Origin of the sequence: Pseudomonas pharyngis (genome assembly GCF_021602345.1) — a bacterium.
Lineage (GTDB): Bacteria > Pseudomonadota > Gammaproteobacteria > Pseudomonadales > Pseudomonadaceae > Aquipseudomonas > Aquipseudomonas pharyngis.
Genome location: NZ_BQID01000002.1, coordinates 680,779 through 706,181 on the forward strand (window position 1 = coordinate 680,779; position 25,403 = coordinate 706,181).

The 25,403-nt window shown below is 58.0% G+C and carries 18 protein-coding genes; 13 read left to right on the forward strand and 5 right to left on the reverse strand.

All coding sequences use genetic code 11. The features are described from left to right. Window positions 1–24: 24 nt before the first annotated feature. Genes L6D74_RS06635 through L6D74_RS06650 form a run of 4 tightly spaced genes read right to left on the reverse strand, consistent with a single transcriptional unit; the run spans window position 25 to window position 6,147 of the window. The gene (locus L6D74_RS06635) at window positions 25–1,239 is read right to left on the reverse strand and encodes a hybrid sensor histidine kinase/response regulator (RefSeq protein ID WP_085610240.1); all 1,215 of its coding nucleotides are present in this window, start codon (window positions 1,237–1,239) and stop codon (window positions 25–27) included. Continuing rightward, a complete protein-coding gene (locus L6D74_RS06640) occupies window positions 1,233–1,826 on the reverse strand; it encodes a chemotaxis protein CheB (protein WP_064596456.1) in 594 nt (197 codons plus the stop codon). Before L6D74_RS06640 ends, L6D74_RS06635 begins: the two co-directional genes overlap by 7 nt. Further along, window positions 1,823–2,656: a CheR family methyltransferase gene (locus L6D74_RS06645; RefSeq protein WP_064596454.1), complete on the reverse strand. Its 834-nt coding sequence runs from the start codon at window positions 2,654–2,656 to the stop codon at window positions 1,823–1,825. The genes L6D74_RS06640 and L6D74_RS06645 overlap by 4 nt, the downstream gene beginning before the upstream one ends. Further along, entirely contained in the window at window positions 2,656–6,147 is a 3,492-nt protein-coding gene (locus tag L6D74_RS06650; protein ID WP_236188344.1) for a response regulator, read from the reverse strand. The genes L6D74_RS06645 and L6D74_RS06650 overlap by 1 nt, the downstream gene beginning before the upstream one ends. A 264-nt stretch (window positions 6,148–6,411) precedes the next feature. Here L6D74_RS06650 and L6D74_RS06655 point away from each other — a divergent pair, with 264 nt between their 5' ends. The 13 genes from L6D74_RS06655 to L6D74_RS06715 all read left to right on the forward strand — a co-directional run bounded on the left by L6D74_RS06655 (window position 6,412) and on the right by L6D74_RS06715 (window position 23,854). Beyond that, a complete protein-coding gene (locus tag L6D74_RS06655; RefSeq protein WP_064596446.1) occupies window positions 6,412–6,774 on the forward strand; it encodes a response regulator in 363 nt (120 codons plus the stop codon). Between the two features lie 432 nt (window positions 6,775–7,206). After that, on the forward strand, window positions 7,207–11,100 hold the full coding sequence (locus L6D74_RS06660; RefSeq protein WP_236188346.1) for a hypothetical protein: 3,894 nt from the start codon (window positions 7,207–7,209) through the stop codon (window positions 11,098–11,100). 77 nt (window positions 11,101–11,177) lie between these two features. Beyond that, window positions 11,178–12,467 (forward strand): glycosyltransferase, encoded by a 1,290-nt coding sequence (locus L6D74_RS06665; protein WP_236188347.1) that lies wholly within the window; start codon window positions 11,178–11,180, stop codon window positions 12,465–12,467. A gap of 195 nt (window positions 12,468–12,662) precedes the next feature. After that, a complete protein-coding gene (locus L6D74_RS06670; RefSeq protein ID WP_373874456.1) occupies window positions 12,663–13,514 on the forward strand; it encodes a PI-PLC domain-containing protein in 852 nt (283 codons plus the stop codon). Window positions 13,515–13,567: 53 nt separating this feature from the next. Beyond that, entirely contained in the window at window positions 13,568–14,473 is a 906-nt protein-coding gene (locus tag L6D74_RS06675; RefSeq protein ID WP_085610235.1) for an AraC family transcriptional regulator, read from the forward strand. 226 nt (window positions 14,474–14,699) lie between these two features. Beyond that, a complete protein-coding gene (locus tag L6D74_RS06680; RefSeq protein ID WP_085610234.1) occupies window positions 14,700–16,010 on the forward strand; it encodes an ABC transporter substrate-binding protein in 1,311 nt (436 codons plus the stop codon). 144 nt (window positions 16,011–16,154) lie between these two features. Beyond that, a complete protein-coding gene (locus L6D74_RS06685) occupies window positions 16,155–17,081 on the forward strand; it encodes a carbohydrate ABC transporter permease (protein WP_011334053.1) in 927 nt (308 codons plus the stop codon). An 8-nt stretch (window positions 17,082–17,089) separates the two neighbouring features. Continuing rightward, window positions 17,090–17,920, forward strand: coding sequence for a carbohydrate ABC transporter permease (locus L6D74_RS06690; RefSeq protein WP_007957423.1), 831 nt, complete (start codon window positions 17,090–17,092; stop codon window positions 17,918–17,920). A 23-nt stretch (window positions 17,921–17,943) separates the two neighbouring features. Next, window positions 17,944–19,047, forward strand: coding sequence for an ABC transporter ATP-binding protein (locus tag L6D74_RS06695; RefSeq protein WP_085610232.1), 1,104 nt, complete (start codon window positions 17,944–17,946; stop codon window positions 19,045–19,047). A 16-nt stretch (window positions 19,048–19,063) separates the two neighbouring features. After that, complete coding sequence (locus L6D74_RS06700) at window positions 19,064–20,536, forward strand: mannitol dehydrogenase family protein (protein WP_236188351.1); 1,473 nt, start codon at window positions 19,064–19,066, stop codon at window positions 20,534–20,536. Between the two features lie 204 nt (window positions 20,537–20,740). Then, window positions 20,741–22,237: a xylulokinase gene (xylB, locus tag L6D74_RS06705; protein WP_236188353.1), complete on the forward strand. Its 1,497-nt coding sequence runs from the start codon at window positions 20,741–20,743 to the stop codon at window positions 22,235–22,237. 13 nt (window positions 22,238–22,250) lie between these two features. Beyond that, window positions 22,251–23,189, forward strand: a complete 939-nt coding sequence (locus L6D74_RS06710) for a carbohydrate kinase family protein (protein WP_236188355.1) — start codon at window positions 22,251–22,253, stop codon at window positions 23,187–23,189. A 44-nt stretch (window positions 23,190–23,233) separates the two neighbouring features. Next, the gene (locus L6D74_RS06715) at window positions 23,234–23,854 is read left to right on the forward strand and encodes a transglycosylase SLT domain-containing protein (protein WP_236188357.1); all 621 of its coding nucleotides are present in this window, start codon (window positions 23,234–23,236) and stop codon (window positions 23,852–23,854) included. Between the two features lie 36 nt (window positions 23,855–23,890). Here L6D74_RS06715 and L6D74_RS06720 read toward each other — a convergent pair whose 3' ends face one another. Further along, complete coding sequence (locus tag L6D74_RS06720) at window positions 23,891–25,192, reverse strand: OprD family porin (RefSeq protein ID WP_236188359.1); 1,302 nt, start codon at window positions 25,190–25,192, stop codon at window positions 23,891–23,893. Between the last annotated feature and the right edge of the window lie 211 nt (window positions 25,193–25,403).

Here is a 25,403-nt window from a genome sequence, read left to right on the forward strand (position 1 = left end):
ATAGCTGCTGATACGACCGTGCGGTCACTCAGAGGTTGCGTTTGTTTCGCCGTTTTCCTGGAGCGGCAGACAAACGCGAAACAGGGCGCCCTCGTTGATCTTGCTTTCGACGACGATGAAGCCGCCATGGGCGGCGACGATCTGTTCGGAGATGAACAGACCCAGTCCGAGGCCGGCCACCACTGTCTTGGCGGAAACCCGTTCGAACTGTTGAAAAATGCGTTTCTGATTTTCCTCGCTGATGCCGATGCCGTGATCCTGAACCTCGACCCGTGCGTGGTTGCCCTGGCGATAGACGCGCACCTGAATCGGGCTTCTAGCGCCATAACGCAAGGCATTGGTCAGCAGGTTGGAAATCACCTGTTCGATGCGAAACTCGTCCCAGCAGCCTTCGACCGGACTCTCCGCTTCGAAGGAAACGGTGGTTTCCGCCGCCTCGATCTGTTGCGCAAAGTTTTGCAGCAAGTTGCTCACCAACTGCGCGAGATCGAAGCGACTCGGTCGAATCGACAGCTTGCCGGTGCGGATCCGCGAGACGTCGAGCATGTCCTCGATCAGGCGGATCAGGCTTTTGATCTGGCGTTCGTCGCGGTCAACCATCGCGTGCATTTTGTCGAGGGTGAACGCGGCGGCGTTGTCCCGGGCCAGATGCATCTTGCGCAACTGGGTTTCGAGGATAAGACCGTTAAGGGGCGTGCGCACTTCGTGGGCGACGATCGACATGAAATCGTCACGCATGCGTACCGCCTGCTCCAGTTCGCCCTGGGTTCTTTGCAGTTGCTGAAGCAGCGCCTCCTGTTCGCGACGACTCTGCTCCAGCGCTTCGACCTGTTGCTTCATCGCCTTGCTCTGGCGGTACAGATCGACAAACACGTTCACCTTGCTTTTTACCGCATGGATGTCCAGCGGCTTGTGCAGGAAGTCCACTGCCCCGCTTTCGTAGCCTTTGAACGCGTAATTGAGTTCGCGGCCAGCGGCGCTGACGAAAATGATTGGAATGTTCTTGGTTTTCTCGGTACCGCGCATCAATTCGGCCAGTTCAAAGCCGTTCATGCCGGGCATTTGCACGTCAAGAATGGCCATGGCGAATTCGTGTTGCAGCAGCAGCGACAGTGCTTCGTCCGCCGACAAAGCTTTGTAGACGGTGCGATCCTCACGTTTGATCAGCGCTTCGAGGGCCAGCAGGTTCTCGGGCAGATCGTCGACGATCAGCAGTTTTGCCTGGATATTACTCAGCATGCGATTCGTTCCAGCTCGACAAGCAGACGGCCGATGCCGTGTATGGGAAGTATGTAATCCGGTTGATGCGTTTTCAGTGCCGCGCGAGGCATGGTATCGACCTGTGCGTCATCCGGATCCTGCACGACGGTCAGGCCGCCCCGGCGTTTGACCTGGGCCAGGCCTCGCGCGCCATCGTGGTTGGCGCCGGTCAGCAGCACGGCGGCCAGCGCCGGCCCGTAGGCATCAGCGGCGGATTCGAACAGGAAATCGATCGAAGGCCGCGAATGATGCAAACGGTCTTCAAGGCTCAGCGACAGGCTGCGATCCTGCTCCACCGACAGGTGATAACCCGGCGTGGCGAAATACACGGTGCCGGGCATGATGTCCTGTTTGTCGATGGCTTCAGCGACCGGCAGCGCCAGCCGCCGGGCGAATACCTCGACGAGCTGACTGCGACGCTCTTCCGGCAGATGCAGCACAATGATGATCGGCAGCCCGAACCCGGCCCGCAGCGAACCAAGCAAGGTCAGCAACGCCTCGACGCCACCGGCGGAAGCTCCGACCACAATCGCCTCGACCCGAGGCAAATCCGCGGCACTGTTCATGATTTGCGGTAGATCCGTTCTTGTTTCACCAGGGGTTCGAACTGGTTGGCATAGCCTGAGAAGTCGAGGGTTTCCTTGCTGCCCAGCACCAGGAATCCACGGTGACACAACGATTCATGGAACAACCCGAAAGCTCGATCCTGAAGCTTTTTATTGAAGTAAATCAATACGTTACGACATGAAATTAATTGAGTTTCGGAGAATACGCTATCGGTCGCCAGGCTGTGATCGGCGAACGTTACGTTCTCACACAGGCTCTTGTCGAAAATCGCGTAGCCATAGGCCGCAGTGTAGTAGTCGGCGAACGAACGCTGGCCGCCTGCCTGCTGATAGTTGGCGGTGTAGGCGCGCACGTTTTCCATCGAAAAGATCCCTTGCTTGGCCTTGTCCAGCGAGCGCGGGTTGATGTCGGTGGCGTAGATGATCGTACGATCAAGCAGGCCTTCTTCGCGCAGCAGGATCGCCATCGAGTAGACCTCCTCGCCGGTACTGCAACCGGCGATCCAGATCTTGATCGACGGATAAGTCTTGAGCAGCGGCACCACTTCCTGACGGATTGCCAGGAAGTGCGATGGATCGCGGAACATCTCGCTGACCGGGATCGTCAGCAATTGCAGCAACTGCATGAACGCCGTCGGGTCATGCAGGACTTTCTCCTGCAAGGCCGAGATGGTCGCGCACTCGAACTGGCTCAACGCATGTTGCACACGGCGTTTGATCGAGGCGCCGGAGTAATCGCGAAAATCGTAGCTGTACTTGAGATAAATCGCTTCGATCAGCAACCGCAGTTCGATTTCACTGTTCCGCTCAACGGAATTACTACGTTCCACTAAATGCGTTCCATCTTGGGTAACCACACGCGAATCAGCGAGAACAGACGATCCAGGTCGATAGGCTTGGCCAGGTAATCATTAGCACCCGCCTGCAGGCAGCGCTCCTGATCGTCCTTCATGGCCTTGGCCGTCACCGCGATGATCGGCAACTTGCGCCAGCGCGGATCCTTGCGGATTTCGATGGTGGCTTCAAAACCATCCATCTCCGGCATCATCACGTCCATCAGCACCAGGTCGATGTCCTCGACTTCATTCAGTTTTTCAATCGCTTCGCGGCCGTTACGGCCGATCACCACAACGGCACCCTTGGTTTCCAGCGCGCTGGTCAGGGCGAATATGTTGCGTACATCGTCGTCCACCAGCAGCACCTTGCGTCCTTCGAAGACCTTGTCGCGGCTGCGGGCGGTCTTGAGCATCTTCTGCCGTTCATGGGACAACTGCGATTCGACTTTGTGCAGAAAGAGTGTGACCTCGTCCAGCAGACGTTCCGGCGAGCGTGCGCCCTTGATGATGATCGAACGCGAATACTTGCGTAGTTCGGCTTCTTCGTCGCGGGTCAGATTGCGCCCTGTGTAGACAATGACCGGGGGGAACGAGCAGATGTCCTCGGTGGACATGCGCTTGAGCAGATCGTTGCCAAGCATGTCCGGCAGCTTCAGATCGATGACCATGCAATCGAAGATCGTCGTGCGCAGCAGTTCCAGCGCGTCCTGCGCCAGGCCGACGGCGGTGATTTCGATGTCATCGTCGCCGATCAGGCGGGCAATGCTTTCCCGCTGCAGATCGTCGTCCTCCACCAGCAGCACACGTTTGACCTTCTGCGTGAGCTTGGCTTCGAGACGGGCAAACACGTCCTTGAGCTCTTCGCGAGTGGTCGGCTTGACCGCGTAACCGATGGCGCCCATGTGCATGGCCGCTTCGACGCGGTCTTCCACGGAAATTACGTGCACCGGGATGTGCCGGGTCTCGGCGTGTTCTTTCAGACGCTGCAGGACGGTCAGGCCCGAGTGATCCGGCAGGCGCATGTCCAGCAGGATCGCGTCCGGCACGAACTCTTTGGCCAGGTCATAACCTTCGTCGGCACCGTGGGCAACCAGGCATTGATAGCCCAGTTCATGGGCCAGGTCATAGAGGATGTGGGCGAAATTCGGCTCGTCTTCCACCACCAGAATGCAGCGGGTATCAAACGGCGCTTTATTGCGGTCATCGTTGAAACGTGGAATGTCGACAGAGGCCAGCGGCGAAACCGTCACGGCGGGTGCAGTGACCGGAGCGGCAGCGGGCGGGCTGAACGTCAGCGGCGCGACCGGCGCGTCGCCCGGCTCGCGGTATTGCTGCGGCAGCACCAGGGTGAAGACACTGCCCTGCCCCGGCGCACTGGTGACGCTGATCGAACCACCCAGCAGCGTCGCCAGATCCCTGGAAATCGACAGACCCAATCCGGTGCCGCCGTATTTGCGGTTGGTGGTGCCGTCAGCCTGACGGAAGGCCTCGAAAATGCTTTCCTGTTGATCCGCTGCGATCCCGATCCCCGAATCGCGCACGATAAAGGCAATGTGATCGTTCGGCTGGCCGGCGATGGTCAGGCTGACCGTGCCCTGTTCGGTGAATTTCACGGCGTTGGACAGCAGGTTCTTGATCACCTGCTCCAGACGCTGGCGGTCGGTAAACAAGGTGATGGGCGCATCGGGCTGCAACTCGACGGTGAACGTCAGTTTCTTGTCCGCGGCCAGCGGTTCGAACACGCTGCGCAGGCCGTCGGCCAGGCGCGCCACGCTGGTGTTTTCCGGCATCACCTCGAGTTTGCCGGCTTCCACCTTGGAGATGTCGAGAATGTCGTTGATCAGGTTGAGCAGATCGTTGCCGGCAGAGTAGATCGACTCGGCAAACTTGACCTGCTCGGCGCTGAGATTGTCCTGCGGGTTTTCTGCCAGCAGCTTGGCCAGAATCAGCGAACTGTTCAGCGGCGTGCGCAGCTCGTGGGACATGTTGGCGAGGAATTCAGACTTGTACTTGCTCGAGCGCTGCAACTCTTCGGCGCGCTCTTCGAGCTGCACCTGGGCCAGATTGAGCTCGGTGTTCTTCTGGTCCATGGCGTCGCGCTGCTCGGCCAGGGTCTGGGCCTGTTCGGCCAGTTGCTCGTTGGTCTGTTCCAGCTCGACTTGCTGGGTTTCCAGATGCGCCTGGGATTCCTTGAGAATCCGCGATTGCTCCTCCAACTCTTCGTTGGCGGTTTTCAGCTCTTCCTGCTGCACCTGCAACTCTTCGTTGAGTTGCTGGGTTTCGGCCAGCACTTCCTGCAAGCGCTGGCGATAGCGCGCAGCTTCGATGGAGGTGCCGATATTGCCGGCGATCAGTTCCAGCAGCGCCACATCACGGTCGGTGAGCGGACGCAGGAACCCGAGTTCGATCACGCCGTTGACCCGGTCGTCATCACTGGTCGGCACCACCAGCACACTGTGCGGCAGGCCTTCGCCCAGACCGGAGCTGACCTTGAAGTAATCGGATGGCACCGAGTCGAGACGGATCAGCCGAGCCTGCTGGGCGACCTGCCCGACGAGGCCTTCATCGCTGTAAATCAACTGATCCTGTTGTTCCTGTTCGCGGGAGAAACCGTAAGTCGCCACGCGTTTGAGGCCGCCATGCTCCTCGCGCACATACAGCGCGGCCACGGCGGTGCCGAGGTACTGAGCGCAGAATTGCAGGATATTGCGCCCCAGCAGATTGACCGTCAGTTGCCCCAGCACTTGCTCGGCGAGCTGAGTCTGGCCGTTGCGCAACCAGGCTTGCTGTTCCAGACGCTTTGCACTGGCCTCTTGCGCCGCCAGGGTCGCGCCATAGCTTTGCGACAGGTTGAGCAGATCGCGGCGACCGACATAGGCCAACAGACCGCTGATGCCCGCCACGAACAGCAGATAAAGGCTGATGCTCCAGACCGTGGTGCGGCGAACGTCTTCGTTGCGGGAGGCGCGCAGCAACTGTTCGGTCTCAATCACATCTTCGAACTGTTTACGTATTTCATCGGTCAGGCGCTTGCCCTTCCCCGCTTTGACCGCCGACTTGTAATCACCGCTGGCGCGTTGCAGATCGATCATCGACTGCGCATAGGTCGCCCACTCGGTCTGCAGCGCCTGAAGTCGACGCAGGCGATCGGTCTGCGCCGGATTGTCGGCAGTCAGTTCAAGCAAGGTATTCAGTGCCACGGCGATGCGTGGCTTGGCCGTTTCGTACGGGTCGAGGAAGTGCTCGTCGCCGCTGAGCAGATACCCGCGCATGCCGGTTTCCAGATCCACGGTGAGTTTCACCGCTTCGTTGGCGTTATTGATCACCCGGTCGGTGTGCTCCACCCACTGGATCACAGACAACAAATAGGTGATCAATGAAATGAAGAACACGGCACTGATGACGCCGACGCCCAACGGCAAACTGACGTTGCGGCTCAGGAGTTTGCGAAACCGTTGCTCATCAACCGAAGACGGAGAGGACATGTGGCAGCCTTGTCGAACTGTTGAAAACCAGGGAGTTTGCCCCAAAACGGCACCATGGATCCATTTTTCTCACAGCTTTAATACTGTTTTCCTACATTTGCCTACGCCGAATCGCGGCCCAACAGTTATCCTTGCCCGCCCGTTTGCGCCTATCCTTTTTTTGTATGCAGTCGGGAACTTGTGGCTATGCGCCACTTACTCATGCAAGAGCCCGGCATTTTTGATCGACCGGCGCCCCGTCCCCCATTCTTGAGAGCCGCCACTATGTCCACCCCCGCGCCCACCATCCTTGTAGTCGAAGACGACGCCATCGTGCGCATGCTGATCATCGATGTGCTGGAGGAACTGGACTTCAAGGTCCTGGAAGCAGATGGCGGCGAACAGGCACTGGAAATCCTCAAGGATGACAAGCACATCGACCTGATGATGACCGATGTCGGCTTGCCGGGTATGGATGGGCGTGAGTTGGCCACCGAAGCCCGCAAGCTGCGCCCGACCCTGCCAATCCTGTTTGCCAGCGGTTACGCCGAAACTATCGATGTACCGGCGGGTATGCATGTAATCGGCAAACCCTTCTCGATTGATCAACTGCGCGACAAAGTCAAAGCCGTTATTGCTCAACCCTGAAGTCGGAACGTTCATTTTCGCAAACTTTCAAGGGCAGACATTCGATCTGCCCTGACCCACTTTGAAACCAGCCACAACTGCACCTGCGTCGAAAAACTCAGTTATTCTCAGGCCGCCGGCAGTTGTGGTTTTTTTTGCATTTTCACCTTTGATACGACCAAGCCAGAGCTCTAAAAAAACCACTCGACGCGCTGGTTATATTGAAATCCTCGTCACTTCCGGACACTGGCTTCAGAGCCACACTGTTATCGGCGGCGCAAGTTTCAGCGCAACAATTTAAAACTTAGCGAACAACCCCGAAATCAAATTCAACTAACAAGTCAGCGCGGAGCACTATTACTCTGCGGCGACTCATGGCGCATGCACCATCAATAAAGCCCCCGCACGACCAACGAGGAAGTCATATCTTTCAAACAATAAGGATTTTTACTTATGCAACCTGCTCCGACCCTGATACCGGACATCAATTCGATAAATTTATTTACGTTTACCCAACAACCAGAACTCGACAAAAAGGAAAAAGCCACGGTTATTGTGGCTCTTAAAGACTTGAAAAGTAATCGCCCTGTCAAGGTATCCGGTACTTTTCACCCTGCCACTTTTCCACGAACGGCAGGCTCCACTTTTGACACCGCCGAGGAATTCGTTCGCGTTGCATTGTCGAAGTTGATCGCAAGCGATGCCTTTTCCAGTTTGAAAACCAAGTATCACTTACCCTCCGACGCTCTTGTCAGTGTCGATGAACACGCTGTTCTCTGGGTACTGAAGGACGGAATCTGGATTGACCTGACTCACGACGGCGAATCATCTGCTCTGCAAGATGAACTGCAAATGCTCGCCGAATGCACGCTACAGACAGGCGGCTGTGTTTTTTCGGGGCCGGTCATCGGTGTTGAACAATGGCTGCGTTATCACCAGTTCGATATACCAGTCACCGATGATGAGACGCAAAGCCTGATCGATTTCCTGGAGTTCGAAATGCCTTCCGCCCCTGCGACCGGGGACTATCACGAATTATTGATGGAACCCCCGGAGTCTGCGTTTCATCTGTCGACTGCAGACCGGCAAACCATCCGCGACGTGATTGACGAAACAACCCACGGACAGACAAGCCTGCTGCATTACATTGCCCTGAAGAACTTCAGTGCATTCCCCGACGCTGTCAGACGTGAGCGTGCCGGTGGCTATCTGAAAGACTTTCTGAAAAGGCCGAATGTCAGGGCACTGGGCGAAATGTTGCACAAACGTTTGGAATGGCACCTGGATACCGACCATCCTGACGTCGCCACGCGCCAGCTCGATTACCTGGTGGTCACTGCCCTGATTCTGGACCTGGTATCGGACGTCGACAAACCCGGCAAAGCCGTTGCCGGTCTCGCGCTGTACCAGCCTGCCAATGCCTCGCGCACCGCATCCGACATTGTACTGGAGGTGGAACAGCACCTCGTCGCCAACACGTTACTGGAACCGCACAATGCTTCGTTGGCAGCGCATCTGCTGCTGTCGGGGGTGGCTCCCGAATTTCTCGTGCAAGGCGTGCCTGATGAACTGACCATCGACAAACCGGGCTGGGTGGTGCTCACCCAGGCTGTAGCGCTGATCGAAGCGGCTGCACCGGGTACATCCCGGTTGATGAAGTACAGCGACATCATGGCATTCTCCGATCTGGCGCCTGTCAGCAAGGCGCAGCGCCTTCTTCACGAGGTGACGGCCATTCGACCGATCATCCACTGGGCCATGCTCAACGAACTGATTCCTTATATTGCCGATACGGACTACGACGTCGCGACTTTCAATACCGCTGCCTCTTACTTCACCCAATACGCCGAAGCGTTGAACCAAATGGAATCCGGTCTATCGGTCACTCCACCCAATAGACGCAAGTTGGCGCTGGAGGCCTTGAAGCGCGTCATGCCGGGAGGAGACTATCTCGAACAGCGTGTTTACAAGATCAGATACGTTGCATCTTTAAAAGAGCGAAACTTTCTGGATCTGGTGCTCACGCAGATCCCGTTAAATATTCCCAATATTGTGGAGTCACTGGCTCATGAAACTGGAGTGGACAGCCTTGTTTTCTCTAGAGTATTGAACCTTCGCGCTTCGATTCTCGATCTATACATGTCTGACGATCTCGAAGTTGGCGGGCAATTCAATAATAGCTTTGTGGCCACTACCAATCTCAAACTTCCGAAAGGGGCTTTTTCAAGATTGAGCAAACTTGAGTCCGTGGATGAATTGTTCGATGCGGCATTTGATCAGTACTATCCGACGCTGCAAAACGGCCTCGCCTCTGTCATAAAAATGGCAATCACCCAGTTGCCCGAGGAAGACAGAAAGTTCCTGATCAATGGTTCCACCACTCTCTATACCGTGCGCAATGAAGTGAATCCGCTGAATGCATTTCAGGAGACTCAGCGCCAGCGCAATGCCGCCAAGGGACGCTACGGGATTATTCTGGGCAGTCGCAGCGATGGTGAATTCCGTTGTTATGAGTTGTTCCCACTTAAAGGACTGTGCCGCGCACGACCGGATCTGGCTACCTTGATTCAATCGCGCGGGGTGATCGACGACACCCCGGAATTATCTTACGTCGGTGCTGAGACGGACTTTCAGGACAAACGGTTCGAGCAGCCATGGCCGCTCGACTTTGCAGCCTATCTTGACGGCAGCGAGCCCAGGTCAGACGTCAGTTCCAGAGTCGTGGTGGAAAAGCTCTGGCACTTCACTTGCCAATCGAATGATGCGCGTCCCGTGCCTTTATTCTTCTCCGTTGCACTCGATGCCTTGGCGGAAAGCGTTTTGAGCTGTCATCCAATGGCCACCCGCGAGGAACTGTACACGCTGCTGAACACCAGGACCGAGCTGCAACAGTTGCGTGACTACAACAATGCATTGGATACATCCCTCGTTAATGTTCTCGTGCCTTTCAAGAAGTGCATCGAAGACATCAACTCCGGCGATGCCGAGCGCGTCACCGAGGGCGTCGGTGGCTGTGTCCTGGATGGCCTGGCGCTACTGGGATTGATTATCGGCTTCGGCGCCTCGGTGGCCGGCATCGTTGCCAGAACGGCCTCGATGACCAGCAAGGTGCTGAAGATTGCCAAGGCCAGCGCCCATTTTGCCTTGTCACTGGTCAATCCATTGGACGGTTTGCCCACGCTGGTGTTGAAGGGTGCCCGTCTGACCAGACGCGGCGTCCTGTTGCTGACCGGTCACGCCATTGAAGCGGTGGAAACGGCCACCGGTCAATTGCGCCGACTGGCAGGTAGCGCGCAATCCTATGACTTGATCAAGGCCGCGCAAAAATCCGATCTGCTGCAAGGCACCTGGAAAGCCGTCGGTGACCTGGGTGAGTCGAAGAGCCTGATCGCCCTTGAGAGAAACAGCGACTGGCGTGCACTGAACCTCAGAACAGGTGGCCCATGGGGGCCTGCCCTGAAAAATTTCAAAGTGGCGGCAACCTCCCCTTTGCGCAAGCTATTCAACCTGATCAATCCGTTCAGCTATACCCGCACTTATGTGAGTAAAGCCATTCCACTTGCCAGAACCAAGCTCGACAACGCTATCGCGCTGCTGTCGAAGGCTCCCGACGATGACGTTCGATCGATTCTGAAGTATGTCTTCGGCAGTGATTCCGATGAGGCCCTGAATTACTTGCTCGCGAATCTGAAAGTCATGCGCAAGGATCTGGACTCGGTCACCCTGGCCAATATGTCCTTCAAGCGCGGTTCGGAAGCGGCAGCGGCATTACGTACCAATGCCTATAAACGATGGAAAACCAGTGTGCTGGCCGGCGGCACCGTCCAGGACAGCACCGAGCACTTTCTGGTGATTTACAAGGATGGCCTGGACGATCTCTACAGAATCTCCCGCTACGACGAAGCACGGATTGCCGATGCGCTGATCCATGAAATGTCCCACGGTGCGCCGCAGACCCTGGATTTCTACTATGGCTATCCAATAACTTCGGGCTCCGGAGCCGCCCCCATCGATGCGGCGGGCCTGATCGACTTTGCGAAGGACGCCAAAAGCGCCCATCCCGATAATCTCGTCAATCCGCACTTCAGCTCAGCTCAGCCACCTTCATTTACCGAGTTCCAGGCAAGTATCAACAGTCAGCCCGATATCGTTCGCCAGCATCCGGCGCTTCGCAATGCCGACTCCTATTCGTTGGCGGTGTCCCTGCTGGATCAGAGTCGAAGCAACCCCCGCGAGCTGATGTTCAATCTGGCCTATATAAAGGGCTCACTGGAGGCAGCCGATAAAACGAAATACAAGTTCATTCAGGGAACACTGCCGATTCAACTCGCCAGACCCAAACCCTAAGAACGACAAACCGGGCACTGCCCGGTTTGTGCTTTAATGCGCGCCCTGTTTTTTTCATGTTTCAAGGAATCGCCCTCATGTCCCAGCCCGAAACCAACGTCCTGGTCATAGGCTATGTCTGGCCGGAACCCCGCTCTTCGGCGGCAAGCGGACACGTGATGCAGATTCTCGAGACGTTTCTTGAACAGGGCTGGCAGATTACCTTCGCCAGTCCAGCAGGCCCCGGTGAACACCGCGCCGATCTGACTTCAATGGGCGTCCGCGAAGTCCCTATCGAACTGAACAACAGCAGTTTCGATGTGTTTATCAGCGAACTTGCACCGGACATTGTGTTGTTCGACCAGTTCATGATGGAAGAACAGTTCGGTTGGCGCGTTGAAAAGCACTGCCCGAACGCCCTGCGCGTGCTGGAAACCTCAGACTTGCAAAGCCTGCGGCATGCGCGGCATCACCGCCTCAAGGAGCGCCTGAAAGCCGACGCCGATCAGAACGACTTCCGCCAGTTGTATGTTCCGGCGTTGCGTGAAGAGTTTGAATTGATGGCGTGTTCTGATCTGGCGAAACGGGAGATCGCATCCCTGTACCGCTGTGATTTGAATCTGATGATTTCCGAAGTCGAGATCGAGTTGCTGGTGTCTCAGTTCGGGCTGCCGCGACAATTGCTGCACTGGTGCCCGTTGATGGTCGAGATTCCAGACGCGGTCTTCCGTCCGTTTGATGAGCGCGCGCATTTCCTCAGCATCGGCAACTTCCGTCACGCTCCCAACTGGGACGCGGTGCTGTGGATGAAGACCACGGTCTGGCCGCTGATTCGCGCTCGATTGCCAGAAGCCCAATTGCATGTCTACGGTGCTTACACACCGCCCAAAGCCACGGCACTGCACAACGCGGCCCAAGGTTTCCATGTCATGAACTGGGCGGAAGATGCGTTACAGGTGATGTCTCAGGCCCGCGTGTGTCTGGCGCCGCTACGCTTTGGTGCCGGCATCAAAGGCAAACTGGTTGACGCCATGCTGTGTGGCACGCCCAGCGTCACGACACCGATTGGCGCCGAGGGGATGCACGGCGAACAGGCCTGGCCTGGGACCATCGATGCAACCGCCGAAAGTCTCGCCAATGCGGCGGTGGCTCTTTACCAGGACGAATCTTTGTGGAAACAGGCCCAAGTCCAGGGACGCACTCTACTCAGTGATCGATATTCAAAACGGGTACATGGTCCAGCGCTGATCGAAAGACTGCTGAGCTGCCAGAAAAATCTGCAACTTTCAAGAAACACTAACTTCATCGGAAGCATGCTTCGCCATCATGCACACAAAAGCACGCAGTATATGTCGCAATGGATAGAGGCCAAAAAACAGATCAAATAAATCCGATGTTGAAAACTTTAAACACATCAACCAATAACTTGCATCAGACCAAAATTAGACAACCAACCAATTAACCATTATAAAAATCCCTGCAAATGCCGAACAAACAATTTCACACTTCGGCATCACCATAAAACTTCAATGCAGGACTCAACCGTGAACAATATTGACAACAACTTTGAAACTCGTACCTGGATGGCAGCCACACCTGCCATCAATATGCTTTCGATCAGCGAACTGACACTCCCGGGCACTCATAATGCGGGCAGTGACTGGCTTGCCTCCTATCCGTTTTACGTGCCACGGCATTACGTGGCATGTCAGCATGCCTCCTTTTACTCCCAGCTTCTCAATGGTGCCCGGGCACTCGACCTGCGTTTGATCTACGATGCAAAAGCCGAGGGTGCCCGAAAGTTTCAAGCGCATCACGGTGGAGTTCGAAGTTCCCGCACTCTTCATGATCTGATCATTGATATAGAATCGTTTTTACAGTTGTGTCCCGATGAATTCATCGTTCTGGACTTTCACGAACTCGACGGCAATAACTTCGATTACGAGCAATTCAATAAAACAATGATTCAATTGCTGGGGCATCGTCTCATCCCCAGCAAGAACCTTCCCCTCGGTCTCCATCAACTTAAACAAGCCAGCTCTCAACAACGCGTATTTGCAGCCGCCAAATCACACTGGCAGCTGGATTACCATGTATTTAACAATTACATCAGCCATAAATGGTCGGGCATTGACAGAACCGACCCCGATGAGTTGAAACAATTCATCGAACGTGTCATGCAGGTACCACCAGGCAGCTGGGCACCATGGTCGTTGTCTGCAACCAGTTACACGGCGCGGAGGGGGCCGGCCAGAATCCCACAAGAACTCAACGCCTGGTTTGATCCGGCCAAAAGTGACTGGGCGATGAAGTGCAACATCATCAACGTCGACTTTATTGAAGACAGCCGGATCGTTTCCTATTGCCGAACGGTAAACCTGGAAAAGGCTCGCCGAAAGGTTGCCCGCACCACCGAACAGAGCATGGTGGCGTAACAGGCGTGGAAAAAGGCATGATCGGTCGGCTATAACAAGAAAAGTGCCCTGCCATGACCCGCACAGCCCGCGTAACCGACCCCTCCTACGAACTGATGGATGACCATAACGGGTTGTCCATCATCTATCGTCAGCACGGCTTCCCCTGCCCGCTGGTGCGCTGGCATTTCCACAAGGAATACGAGCTGCACCTGATCGTCGCCAGTTCGGGCAAGGTATTCATCGGCGATTACATCGGCAATTTCTATCCGCAGACCCTGTTTCTCACTGGCCCCAATCTGCCGCACAACTGGATCAGCCAGGTGGCCGAAGACGAAGTGGTCGAGAAGCGTGACATGCTGGTCAACTTCACCGATGAGCTGTTTGAAAGCGGCCATCAGGTATTCGCCGAACTCAAGACCCTGGCGCCGCTGCTCGAACGTGCGCAATACGGCATCGAGTTCCGCTCCCCGCAGACAATCCGTCAGGCCATGACCCTGATGCAACGTATCGCCGATTCAAACGGCATCACCCGTCTCGGGCACTTTTTCATCCTGATGGAGTTGTTGGCGGCCTGCGACGACTACCAGTTGCTGTCCGGCGCGACCACCCCGCAACTGGCCGACGAGCACAACATCGACCGCACCAACCGCGCAGTGGATTACATCTTCGCCCACTACGCCCGCGAGTTGCCGCTGGAGGAAGTCGCCGAGCACCTGGGCATGAAACCCACCTATTTCAGCCGGGTGTTCAAGCAGGCCACCGGGCGCAACTTCATCGAATTCGTCAATCGCCTGCGCATCAGCAAGTCCTGCGAACTGCTGGCAGACGGCGACAAACCGGTGACCGAGGTGTGTTTCGAGTCGGGTTTCAACAACATTTCCAATTTCAATCGGCGCTTTCAGCAGCTCAAAGGCATGACGCCTTCGCATTATCGGCGGTTGGTGGTGCAACGCCTGACCGAGCAAAATCACGGTTGAGCGCGCAAAACCTGTACGGTTTCATGCCTGCCGCCGTTCTGAAACGCCCTTCCCTGCGTTTGCCGCACCAATCCCGAGTGCAAAAAAGTATCGATTCAAGTGCTAGGGATGATTTGTCAGCCCTGCGTCAGAAGGCTGTAATCAGTGCACATTCTTCCCCCGCTGGAAGAACACAAAAACAATAACTGTCCTTCTGCCCCCGCCGGGTGCAGAAAAGGAGTGCACGATGCAACCCACTGCAAAAGCTCTGCTGGCCCTCACCTGCATGACCCTCAGCAGCGTCAGCCTTGGCGCCCAGACCCTGACCATCGCCACCGTCAATAACAGCGACATGATCCGCATGCAAAAGCTCTCGAAAACCTTCGAGACCGAGCATCCGGACATCAAGCTCAATTGGGTGGTGCTGGAAGAAAACGTCCTGCGTCAGCGCCTGACCACCGACATCGCCACTCAGGGCGGGCAGTTCGACGTATTGACCATCGGCATGTACGAAGCCGCACTCTGGGGTGCAAAAGGCTGGCTTGAACCGATGAAGGATCTGCCGGCCAGCTACGCCCTCGACGATGTGTTCCCGTCGGTGCGCGAAGGCCTGTCAGTCAAAGGTTCGCTGTACGCCCTGCCGTTCTACGCCGAAAGCTCGATCACCTACTACCGCACCGACCTGTTCAAGGACGCCGGCCTGACCATGCCCGAGCGTCCGACCTGGGAACAGATCGCTGGCTTCGCCGAAAAACTCACCCACAAGGACAAGGAACAGTACGGCATCTGCCTGCGCGGCAAGGCCGGCTGGGGTGAAAACATCGCGTTGATCACCACCATCGCCAACGCCTACGGCGCACGCTGGTTCGATGAGCAGTGGAAACCCGAATTCAGCGGTCCGGAGTGGAAAAACGCGCTGAACTTCTACGTCGACACCATGAAGAAATCCGGCCCGCCGGGTGCCTCCAGCAATGGTTTCAACGAAAACCTCGCGCTGTTCAACAGCGGCAAGTGCGCAATGTGGGTCGATGCCAGCGTCGCCGGTTCGTTCGTTACCGACAAGACTCAAAGCAAGGTCGCCGATCACGTCGGCTTTACCTACGCGCCGCATCAGGTCACTGACAAAGGCTCGGCGTGGCTGTACTCGTGGGCGCTGGCGATCCCTACCAGCTCCAAGGCCAAGGATGCCGCCAAGGAATTCAGCGCCTGGGCCACCTCAAAAGAGTACGGCGCACTGGTCGCCAAGACCGACGGCATCGCCAACGTACCGCCGGGCACTCGCGCCTCGACCTACAGTGACGCTTACATGAGCGCCGCGCCGTTTGCCAAGGTCACGCTGGAATCGCTGAAAGCGGCTGATCCGAGCAAACCGACCCTCAAGCCTGTGCCGTACATCGGCATCCAGCTGGTGACCATTCCTGAATTCCAGGGTGTAGGCACCCAGGTCGGCAAGCTGTTCTCGGCGGCGCTGATCGGCCAGACCACGGTCGACCAGGCACTGACCGCCGCGCAGCAAACCACCGAACGCGAGATGAAGCGCGCGGGTTATCCGAAGTAATCCTGCGCATTTCCATGTGGGAGCGAGCCTGCTCGCGATAGCGGTAATCCGGTCTCAAAAATGTGGCGGATGGGCCACCCTCATCGCGAGCAGGCTCGCTCCCACAGTGGATCGAGTCTGCCTTTTAAAACGGTTGTGATCACCATGAATACTTCAACTGCCAAAGCCCACATCGACCTGTCGCAGCCCCGGCGCAAAAGCCGCGTGGCCAATCCCGGCTGGTTTCTGGTCAGCCCTTCGGTGGCCCTGTTGCTGCTGTGGATGATCGTGCCGCTGGGCATGACCGTCTATTTCTCGATGATCCGCTACAACCTGCTCGACCCGGGCACCAACGAGTTCGTCGGGCTGGAAAACTTCACCTACTTCCTGACCGACTCCGGCTTCATGCCCGGCGCCACCAACACGTTGCTGCTGGTAGGCAGCGTGCTGCTGATCAGCGTGGTGTTCGGCGTGTTGATCAGTGCGCTGCTGGAGGCCAGCGAATTCTTCGGTCGCGGCATCGTGCGGGTGATGCTGATTTCGCCGTTCTTCATCATGCCCACCGTCGGTGCGCTGATCTGGAAGAACCTGATTTTCCATCCGGTGTCCGGGATCCTCGCCTACCTCTGGAAACTGTTCGGCGCGCAACCGGTGGACTGGCTGGCTCACTACCCGCTGCTGTCGATCATCATCATTGTCTCGTGGCAATGGCTACCCTTCGCGATCCTGATCCTGATGACCGCCATGCAGTCCCTCGACCAGGAACAGAAAGAAGCCGCCCGCCTCGATGGTGCCGGCCCGATCGCGATCTTCTGGCACCTGACTTTGCCGCACCTGGCGCGGCCGATTGCCGTGGTCGTGATGATTGAAACCATCTTCCTGCTGTCGGTGTTCGCCGAAATCTTCACCACCACCAATGGCGGCCCCGGCTACGCGTCGACCAACCTCGCCTACCTGATCTACAACCAGGCGCTGGTGCAGTTCGACGTCGGCATGGCCTCGGCCGGCGGCCTGATCGCCGTGGTCATCGCCAACATCGCCGCGATCATTCTGGTGCGGATGATCGGCAAAAACCTGACTGACAAAGCCTGAGGCCTGCCATGACTCTTCAACAATCCCGCCGGCTGCAAAGCCTGCTGCTCGGCACGCTGGCCTGGGCCATCGCGATCATCATTTTCTTCCCGATCTTCTGGATGGTGCTGACCAGTTTCAAGACCGAAATCGACGCTTTCGCCACGCCGCCGCAGTTCATCTTCACGCCGACGCTGGAGAATTACCTGCACATCAACGAGCGCAGCGATTACTTCAGTTTTGCCTGGAACTCGGTGGTGATTTCCTTCAGCGCCACGGCTCTTTGCCTGCTGATCGCGGTGCCGGCGGCCTACTCGATGGCGTTCTACGAAACCCAGCGCACCAAGGGCACGCTGCTGTGGATGCTCTCCACCAAGATGCTGCCGCCGGTGGGCGTGCTGATGCCGATCTACCTGCTGGCCAAGAGTTTCGGCCTGCTCGACACGCGCATCGCGCTGATCGTGATCTACACGCTGATCAACCTGCCGATCGTGGTCTGGATGGTTTACACCTACTTCAAGGACATCCCCAAAGACATCCTCGAAGCCGCCCGCCTCGACGGTGCCACCCTGGCTCAGGAAATGCTCCGCGTGCTGCTGCCGATCGCCAAGGGCGGCCTCGCGTCGACCGTGCTGCTGTCGCTGATCCTGTGCTGGAACGAGGCGTTCTGGTCGCTGAACCTGACCTCGTCCAAAGCCGCGCCGCTGACCGCGTTGATCGCTTCCTACTCAAGCCCCGAAGGCTTGTTCTGGGCCAAGTTGTCGGCCGTCTCGACCCTGGCCTGCGCGCCGATCCTGATCTTCGGCTGGATCAGCCAGAAACAACTGGTGCGCGGCCTGTCGTTCGGTGCCGTGAAATAAGAATTCGCATGAGGAGCGCCACCATGGCCAACCTGAAAATCAAGAATCTGCAAAAAGGCTTCGAAGGTTTTTCCATCATCAAGGGCATCGACCTTGAGGTGAACGACAAGGAATTCGTGGTGTTCGTCGGCCCGTCTGGCTGCGGCAAATCCACCCTGCTGCGCCTGATCGCCGGCCTTGAAGAAGTCAGTGGCGGCACCATCGAACTGGATGGGCGCGACATCACCGAAGTCAGCCCGGCCAAGCGCGATCTGGCGATGGTGTTTCAGACCTACGCGCTGTACCCGCACATGACCGTGAAGAAAAACATGTCGTTCGCCCTCGACCTGGCCGGCGTACCGAAAGCCGAAGTCGAGAAGAAAGTCGGCGAAGCGGCGCGCATTCTGGAACTGGGCCCGATGCTGGAACGCAAGCCGAAACAACTGTCCGGCGGCCAGCGTCAGCGCGTGGCCATCGGCCGGGCGATCGTGCGCAACCCGAAAATCTTCCTGTTCGACGAGCCGCTGTCCAACCTCGACGCCGCCCTGCGGGTGCAGATGCGCCTGGAACTGCTGCGCCTGCACAAGGACCTCAAAGCCACGATGATCTACGTGACCCACGATCAGGTCGAAGCCATGACCATGGCCGACAAGGTGGTGGTGCTCAATGGCGGCAAGATCGAACAGGTCGGCTCGCCGCTGGAGCTGTATCACAACCCCGCCAACCTGTTCGTCGCCGGTTTCCTCGGCACACCGAAAATGGGCTTTCTCAAAGGCCAGATCGCGCGTATCGACGGCGCGAGCTGCGAAGTGTCGCTGGACGCCGGCACCCGCATCACCCTGCCGTTCAACGCGGCGAACCTGAGTGTCGGCAGCGCCGTGACCCTGGGCATTCGCCCGGAACATCTGGAGCTGGCACAAGCGGGCGACTGCACTCTGCAAGTCATCGCCGACGTCAGCGAGCGGCTGGGCAGCGACACCTTCTGCCACGTCAAGACCAACGCCGGCGAAGCCCTGACCATGCGTGTGCGCGGTGATCTGGCGAGCCGTTACGGCGAACAACTGAACCTGCACCTGGACGCTTCCCACTGCCATCTGTTCGATGCCGACGGCGTGGCGCTGACCCGCCCGTTGCGCGCGGCCGCCTGATTTCGAGACTGACCCGATGAAACTGAACAAGCAAAACCTCAACCGCCTGGCCGCCGAAGTGAAACTGCCGGCCTACAGCCTCAGCGACACCCGCCAAGGCATCGCCCACATTGGCGTCGGCGGTTTCCATCGCGCGCATCAGGCGTATTACACCGACGCGCTGATGAACACCGGCGAAGCGCTGGACTGGGCGATCTGCGGCGTCGGCCTGCGCGCCGAAGACCGCCGCGCCCGCGACGATCTCAAGGAGCAGGACTACCTGTTCACCCTGTTCGAACTGGGCGACAGCGACGACACCGAAGTCCGGGTCATCGGCGCGATCCGCGACATGCTGCTGGCCGAGGACAGCGCCCAGGCGCTGATCGACAAACTCGCCGAACCGCAGATCCGCATCGTCTCGCTGACCATCACCGAGGGCGGTTACTGCATCGACGACAGCAACGGCGAATTCATGGCGCACCTGCCGCAGATTCAGCACGATCTGACGAACCCGCAACAGCCGAAAACCGTGTTCGGTTTCCTCTGTGCGGCGTTGGCCAAGCGGCGTGCGGCGGGCACTCCGGCGTTCACGGTGATGTCGTGCGATAACCTGCCGCACAACGGCGCGGTGACCCGCAAGGCGCTGCTGGCCTTCGCCGCGCTGCTCGATCCGGACCTGCGTGGCTGGATCGACGCCAACGTCAGTTTCCCCAACGCCATGGTCGACCGCATCACGCCGATGACCAGCACCGCGCATCGCCTGCAACTGGCGGACAAACACGCCGTTGACGACGCCTGGCCGGTGGTCTGCGAGCCGTTCGTGCAATGGGTGCTGGAAGACAAGTTCGTCAACGGCCGACCGGCCTGGGAAAAGGTCGGCGTGCAGTTCACCGATGATGTCTCGCCCTATGAAGAGATGAAGATCAAACTGCTCAACGGCAGCCATCTGGCACTGACTTATCTGGGCTTTTTGAAGGGTTACCGCTTCGTTCACGAAACCATGAACGACCCGCTGTTTGTGCGCTACATGCGCGCCTATATGGACCTGGACGTGACCCCGCAACTGGCGCCGGTGCCGGGCATCGACCTGACCGAGTACAAGGACACGCTGGTGGCGCGGTTTTCCAATCAGGCGATTGCCGATCAGTTGGAGCGGGTTTGCTCCGATGGCTCTTCGAAGTTTCCCAAGTTCACCATTCCGACGATCAATCGGATGATTGCCGATGGGCGCGAGACCAAACGCGCGGCTTTGGTGGTGGCGGCTTGGGCACTTTACTTGAAGGGCGTGGACGAGAATGGCGACACTTACTCGATTCCGGATCCTCGGGCGGCGTTCTGTCAGGGGTTGGTGGCGGAGGATGCTTTGATCACTGAGCGGTTGTTGGGGGTTGAAGAAATCTTCGGTACGGCGATACCGCGTTCGAAGGAGTTTGTGGCAGCGTTTGAGTGGTGCCTGAACAGCTTGCGAGAAGAAGGCGTCACTCGGACTCTCGAGCGTATTCTGGCCTGAAAAGCCCCTCACCCCAGCCCTCTCCCAGAGGGAGAGGGAGCCGACCGAGGTGTTTATCCGAGGTACATCGACCTGAAAGTCCGGAGCCGAACTCAGGAATTGAAACCTACACAAATCTGCTCCCTTTCCCCCTCTCCCCTCTGGGGAGAGGGTTGGGGTGAGAGGTGGCTTTAGAAGTCGCCAAAAAACCAACAGGTTCACACCATGCACAAACAACGACTATTCCTCGGCATCGACTGCGGCACCCAAGGCACCAAAGCGATCATCCTCGACGCTGTCAGCGGTCAGGTTCTCGGCCAGGGCGCCGCCGCGCACACGATGATCAGCGGCGCCAATGGCCGTCGCGAGCAAGACACCGCGCAATGGCTGGAAGCCTTCGCCCTCGCCACCCGCCGCGCTTTATTGGCGGCGAATGTCGACGGTCAGTCAATCCAGGGCATCGGCGTTTCCGGCCAGCAACACGGCCTGGTGTTGCTCGACGATCAAGGCCAGGTCCTGCGCCCGGCCAAGCTCTGGTGCGACACCGAAACCACGCCTGAAAACGATCGCCTGCTGACTCATTTGGGCGGTGAACAAGGTTCGCTGGAACGCCTCGGCGTGGTCATCGCGCCGGGTTACACCGTCTCCAAATTGTTGTGGACCAAGGAGCAACATCCGGATGTGTTCTCCCACATCGCACGGATCCTGCTGCCCCATGACTACCTGAATTTCTGGCTCACCGGCCGTGCGTGCAGCGAATACGGCGATGCATCCGGCACCGGCTATTTCAATGTGCGCACCCGCCAATGGGATTTGCAGCTGCTGCGCGACATCGACGCCAGCGGTCGTCTGCAAGCCGCGCTGCCGGAACTGATCGACGCCCATCAAGCGGTCGGCACGATCCTTCCCGCCATTGCCGAACAGCTGGGCATCAACCCCAACGCGATGGTGTCCAGCGGTGGCGGCGATAACATGATGGGCGCTATCGGCACCGGCAATATTCAGCCGGGGGCGATCACCATGAGCCTCGGTTCTTCCGGCACGGTGTACGCCTACGCCGAGGCACCGAAGGTCAGCCCGGATGCGTCGGTCGCAACCTTCTGTTCCTCGAGCGGCGGCTGGCTGCCATTGATCTGCACCATGAACCTGACCAACGCCACCGGTGCGATCCGCGAACTGTTCAACCTCGATCTCGACGCGTTCAATGCCTTGGTGGCCCAAGCTCCGATCGGCGCCGAGGGCGTGAGCATGTTGCCATTCCTCAACGGCGAACGCGTGCCGCCCCTGCCCCACGCCACCGGCAGCCTGCACGGCCTGACCATCGATAACCTGACCCAGGCCAATCTGTGCCGCGCCGCCGTCGAAGGCACCACCTTCGGCTTGCGTTATGGACTGGATCTGTTGCGCCAGAATGGTTTACAAAGCCGCAGCATTTGCCTGATCGGCGGCGGCTCGAAAAGTGCGGTGTGGCGGCAGATCGTCGCCGACATCATGAACACCCCGGTGATCTGCACCGAGCAGAGCGAAGCCGCAGCCCTCGGCGCGGCGATTCAGGCGGCGTGGTGCAAATCGTGGTCGAACGGCCACGAAGACACTCTGGCCGATCTGTGCCAGCGCTGCGTGAAGCTCGACCTGAACAGTGAAACCCTGCCGGTTGCCGCCAATGTCGCGGCGTTCCAGCAGGCCTATGAACGCTATCGACTGCATGTCGCAACCTTATAAAGAGCAAACAACTATGTACCTGGTGTGTGGCGAAGCACTGTTCGATTTCTTCAGCGAAGACGATGCCGGCGGGCAGGCATCGAAAGTCAATTTCAAGGCGATTGCCGGTGGCTCGCCGTTCAACGTGGCGGTGGGTTTGCGCCGTTTGGGTGTGGATTCGGCGCTGTTTGGCGGGCTGTCCACCGATTACCTCGGCCGGCGTTTGCAGCAAGTGTTGCAGGATGAAGGCGTACGCCCGGACTATCTGGTGGATTTCGCTGCGCCGACCACCCTGGCGATGGTCGCGGTGGGTGCCAACGGCTCGCCGCATTACAGCCTCCGGGGTGAAGGCTGCGCCGACCGTCAGCTGAGCCTGACCCATCTGCCATCGCTGGGCCCGGAAGTGCGCGGCTTGCACTTCGGTTCGTTCTCGCTGGTGGTGCAACCGGTTGCCGATACCTTGCTTGCGCTGGTGCAACGCGAAAGCGGTAAACGCCTGATCAGCCTCGACCCGAACGTGCGCCTCAACCCCGAGCCGAACATCAACCTGTGGCGCGAGCGGATCGCCACGCTGGTGCCGTTGGTGGACCTGATCAAAGTCAGCGACGAGGATTTGAACCTGCTGTACCCCGAGCAGGATCCACAGCGGGTCATCGAAGGTTGGCTGCAGCATCGCTGCCAGGTGGTGTTTCTGACCCGTGGCGGTGAAGGTGCAACAGTCTTCAGCCGCGCTCACGGCTCATGGTCGGTGCCGGCCTCTTCGGTGAAGATCGCTGACACCGTCGGTGCCGGCGATACCTTTCAGGCCGCTTTGATCACCTGGCTGACCGAACATGAACTGGACTCGGTGGAAGGTGTTCAGCACCTTAACCGCGAGCAGATCGGCGGCATGCTCAGATTTGCCGTACAGGCCGCCGCCCTTACATGCAGTAAAACAGGTCCGGATTTGCCTTATCGCCACCAGTTGACCTGACCGCGTAGACTGGCGCCCTTTTTTGCACGACGGGATGACGGCTTTTGAATTCGCGGCGCACGGTTGGACTGTTGGTATTGGCGGCAATGTTGACCGGTTGCGGAACATCGCCACCGCGTTCGCCGGAAAACCTCTGCGAGATTTTTCGGGAAAAAAGTGATTGGTACGACGCGGCGCAAGTCACGCAAAAGCGCTGGGGCGTGCCGATCCAGGTGCCGTTCGCGATCATGTATCAGGAGTCCGGCTACCGCTACGACGCCAAGACGCCGCGCAAATACTTGCTTTGGGTGATTCCATGGGGCCGGGTTTCGACGGCTTCCGGCTATGCCCAGGCCAAGGATGAAGTCTGGTCTGACTACCAGAAAAGCACCGGCCGATATGGCGCCGATCGCGAAGACTTCGACGACGCCATCGACTTCGTCGGCTGGTACATGGACAAAACCACCTCGATCAACGGCGTGTACAAGTACGACGCCTACAATCAGTACCTCAACTACCACGAAGGCTGGGGCGGTTTTCGCCAGAAGACCTATGCCAGCAAGGCGTGGCTGATGCCGGTGGCGCGCAAGGTGCAGAACCGCTCGGACATGTACGGCCAGCAATACGCGGCGTGCAAGGATGATTTGAATCGCGGGTTCTGGAGCCGGTTCTGGCATTGGCTCTGACCTTCGGTGCCCTTTAGGACGCCACTGGCCCAAGGGTTACAACACCGAAAAGTTGTAACTCACAATCAACCGGGTCTCATCCACATCCCGAGCAAACTTCTCGTAGTTGGCGCGATAAGTCGCATTACGCAAACGCAGGCTGACATCCTTGAACGTCCCGGTCTGAATCACGTATTTCAACTCGCTGTCGCGCTCCCACTCTTTGCCTTCCTGATCGCTGCCCGGCACCTTGATGTGATCGCCATTCACGTAGCGGGTCAGGAAACTCAAACCGTTGATGCCGATCGCCTTGAAGTCATAGTCATAACGCAGCTGCCACGAACGCTCCTGGGCGGCGGCGAAGTCGTTGACCTGCACGTAGTTCACCAGATACGGGTTGCTGCCATCCAGATACGGCATTGAATTGTCGCCGTTCATTCGTTGCCAACCGGCGCTGAAGGTGTGGCCGCTGATGCCGTAGGACAGCATGCCGCTCAGCGCCCGGTTGTCGATGGAACCGGCTTTGGCATCGCCGCTGTCCGCGCTTTTCAGCAAACGCAGATCGGCTTTCAGCACGCCGTCACCCAGCGGCTGATTGGCCAACAAACCCACGAAATGCTGGCGATAGATGTCTTCCAGCTCGGCGTAGTGGTACTGCGCGGTCAGGCGATCGTTGATCTTGTAGTCGAAGCCGTACATGTCGAAATGATCGGCGGTGGTGTTGCAGGCATAGCGCTTGTTCTTGCAGTGCACGCGGATGTCTTGCGAATCGCTCGAATCCCGGGCGGTGTACTTGTCCAGCCTCGCGGCCATGAAGGTCAGGTCCTTCACCTCTTTGGAAGTCAGCATCGCACCGTTGAACATGGTCGGCAGCAGGCGGCCGTCGTTGTACTTGAGCAGCGGCAGATCCGGCAGCAGCGCGCCATATTTCAGCACCGTATCCGAGACTTTGACCTTGGCGGTCAGGCCCATTTTTGCGTACTGACCTTTCGAGCCGCGCGGGTTTTCACCGCTGGACGGCAACAGGCCGCTGTTGCTGCGGTCTGGACTGGAATCGAGCTGGAAACCCGCCATGCCCAGCGCATCGATCCCGAAACCGATAGTGCCTTCGGTGTAGCCCGATTGCAGATTGAGAATAAAGCCCTGCGCCGACTCTTCGCGCTTGGACGCGCCCTGATCACTGGAGGTATGCCCGTCACGGAAATCGCGGTTGAAGTACACCGTGCGCGATTCGATCTTCGCCGTGGTGTCTTCGAAAAAACCGCTGGCCTGGACCTGCGCGGTAAAACCGGCGCACAGCACAAAGGCTCCGAAGCCAAGCGACTGGCGCGGGGTGATGAGGGGAAATGGGGGACGCATTGAAAACTCCAACAGAACAACGATTGCGCAGAGGCGCAAACAACCAGAAATAGCTCCCGTCCCGGACCAGTGAAGAACCGGGAGGCAGTGAACACGCGGGGGTGAACGGCAATGATGGCAGATGGCTTTGACGTGCTACAGGCGACTTTAGTCTGAAACTGACTGGTTGTTCCGCTGACATCCGTGCGCAGGATTTTCCGATTGTGCGAAA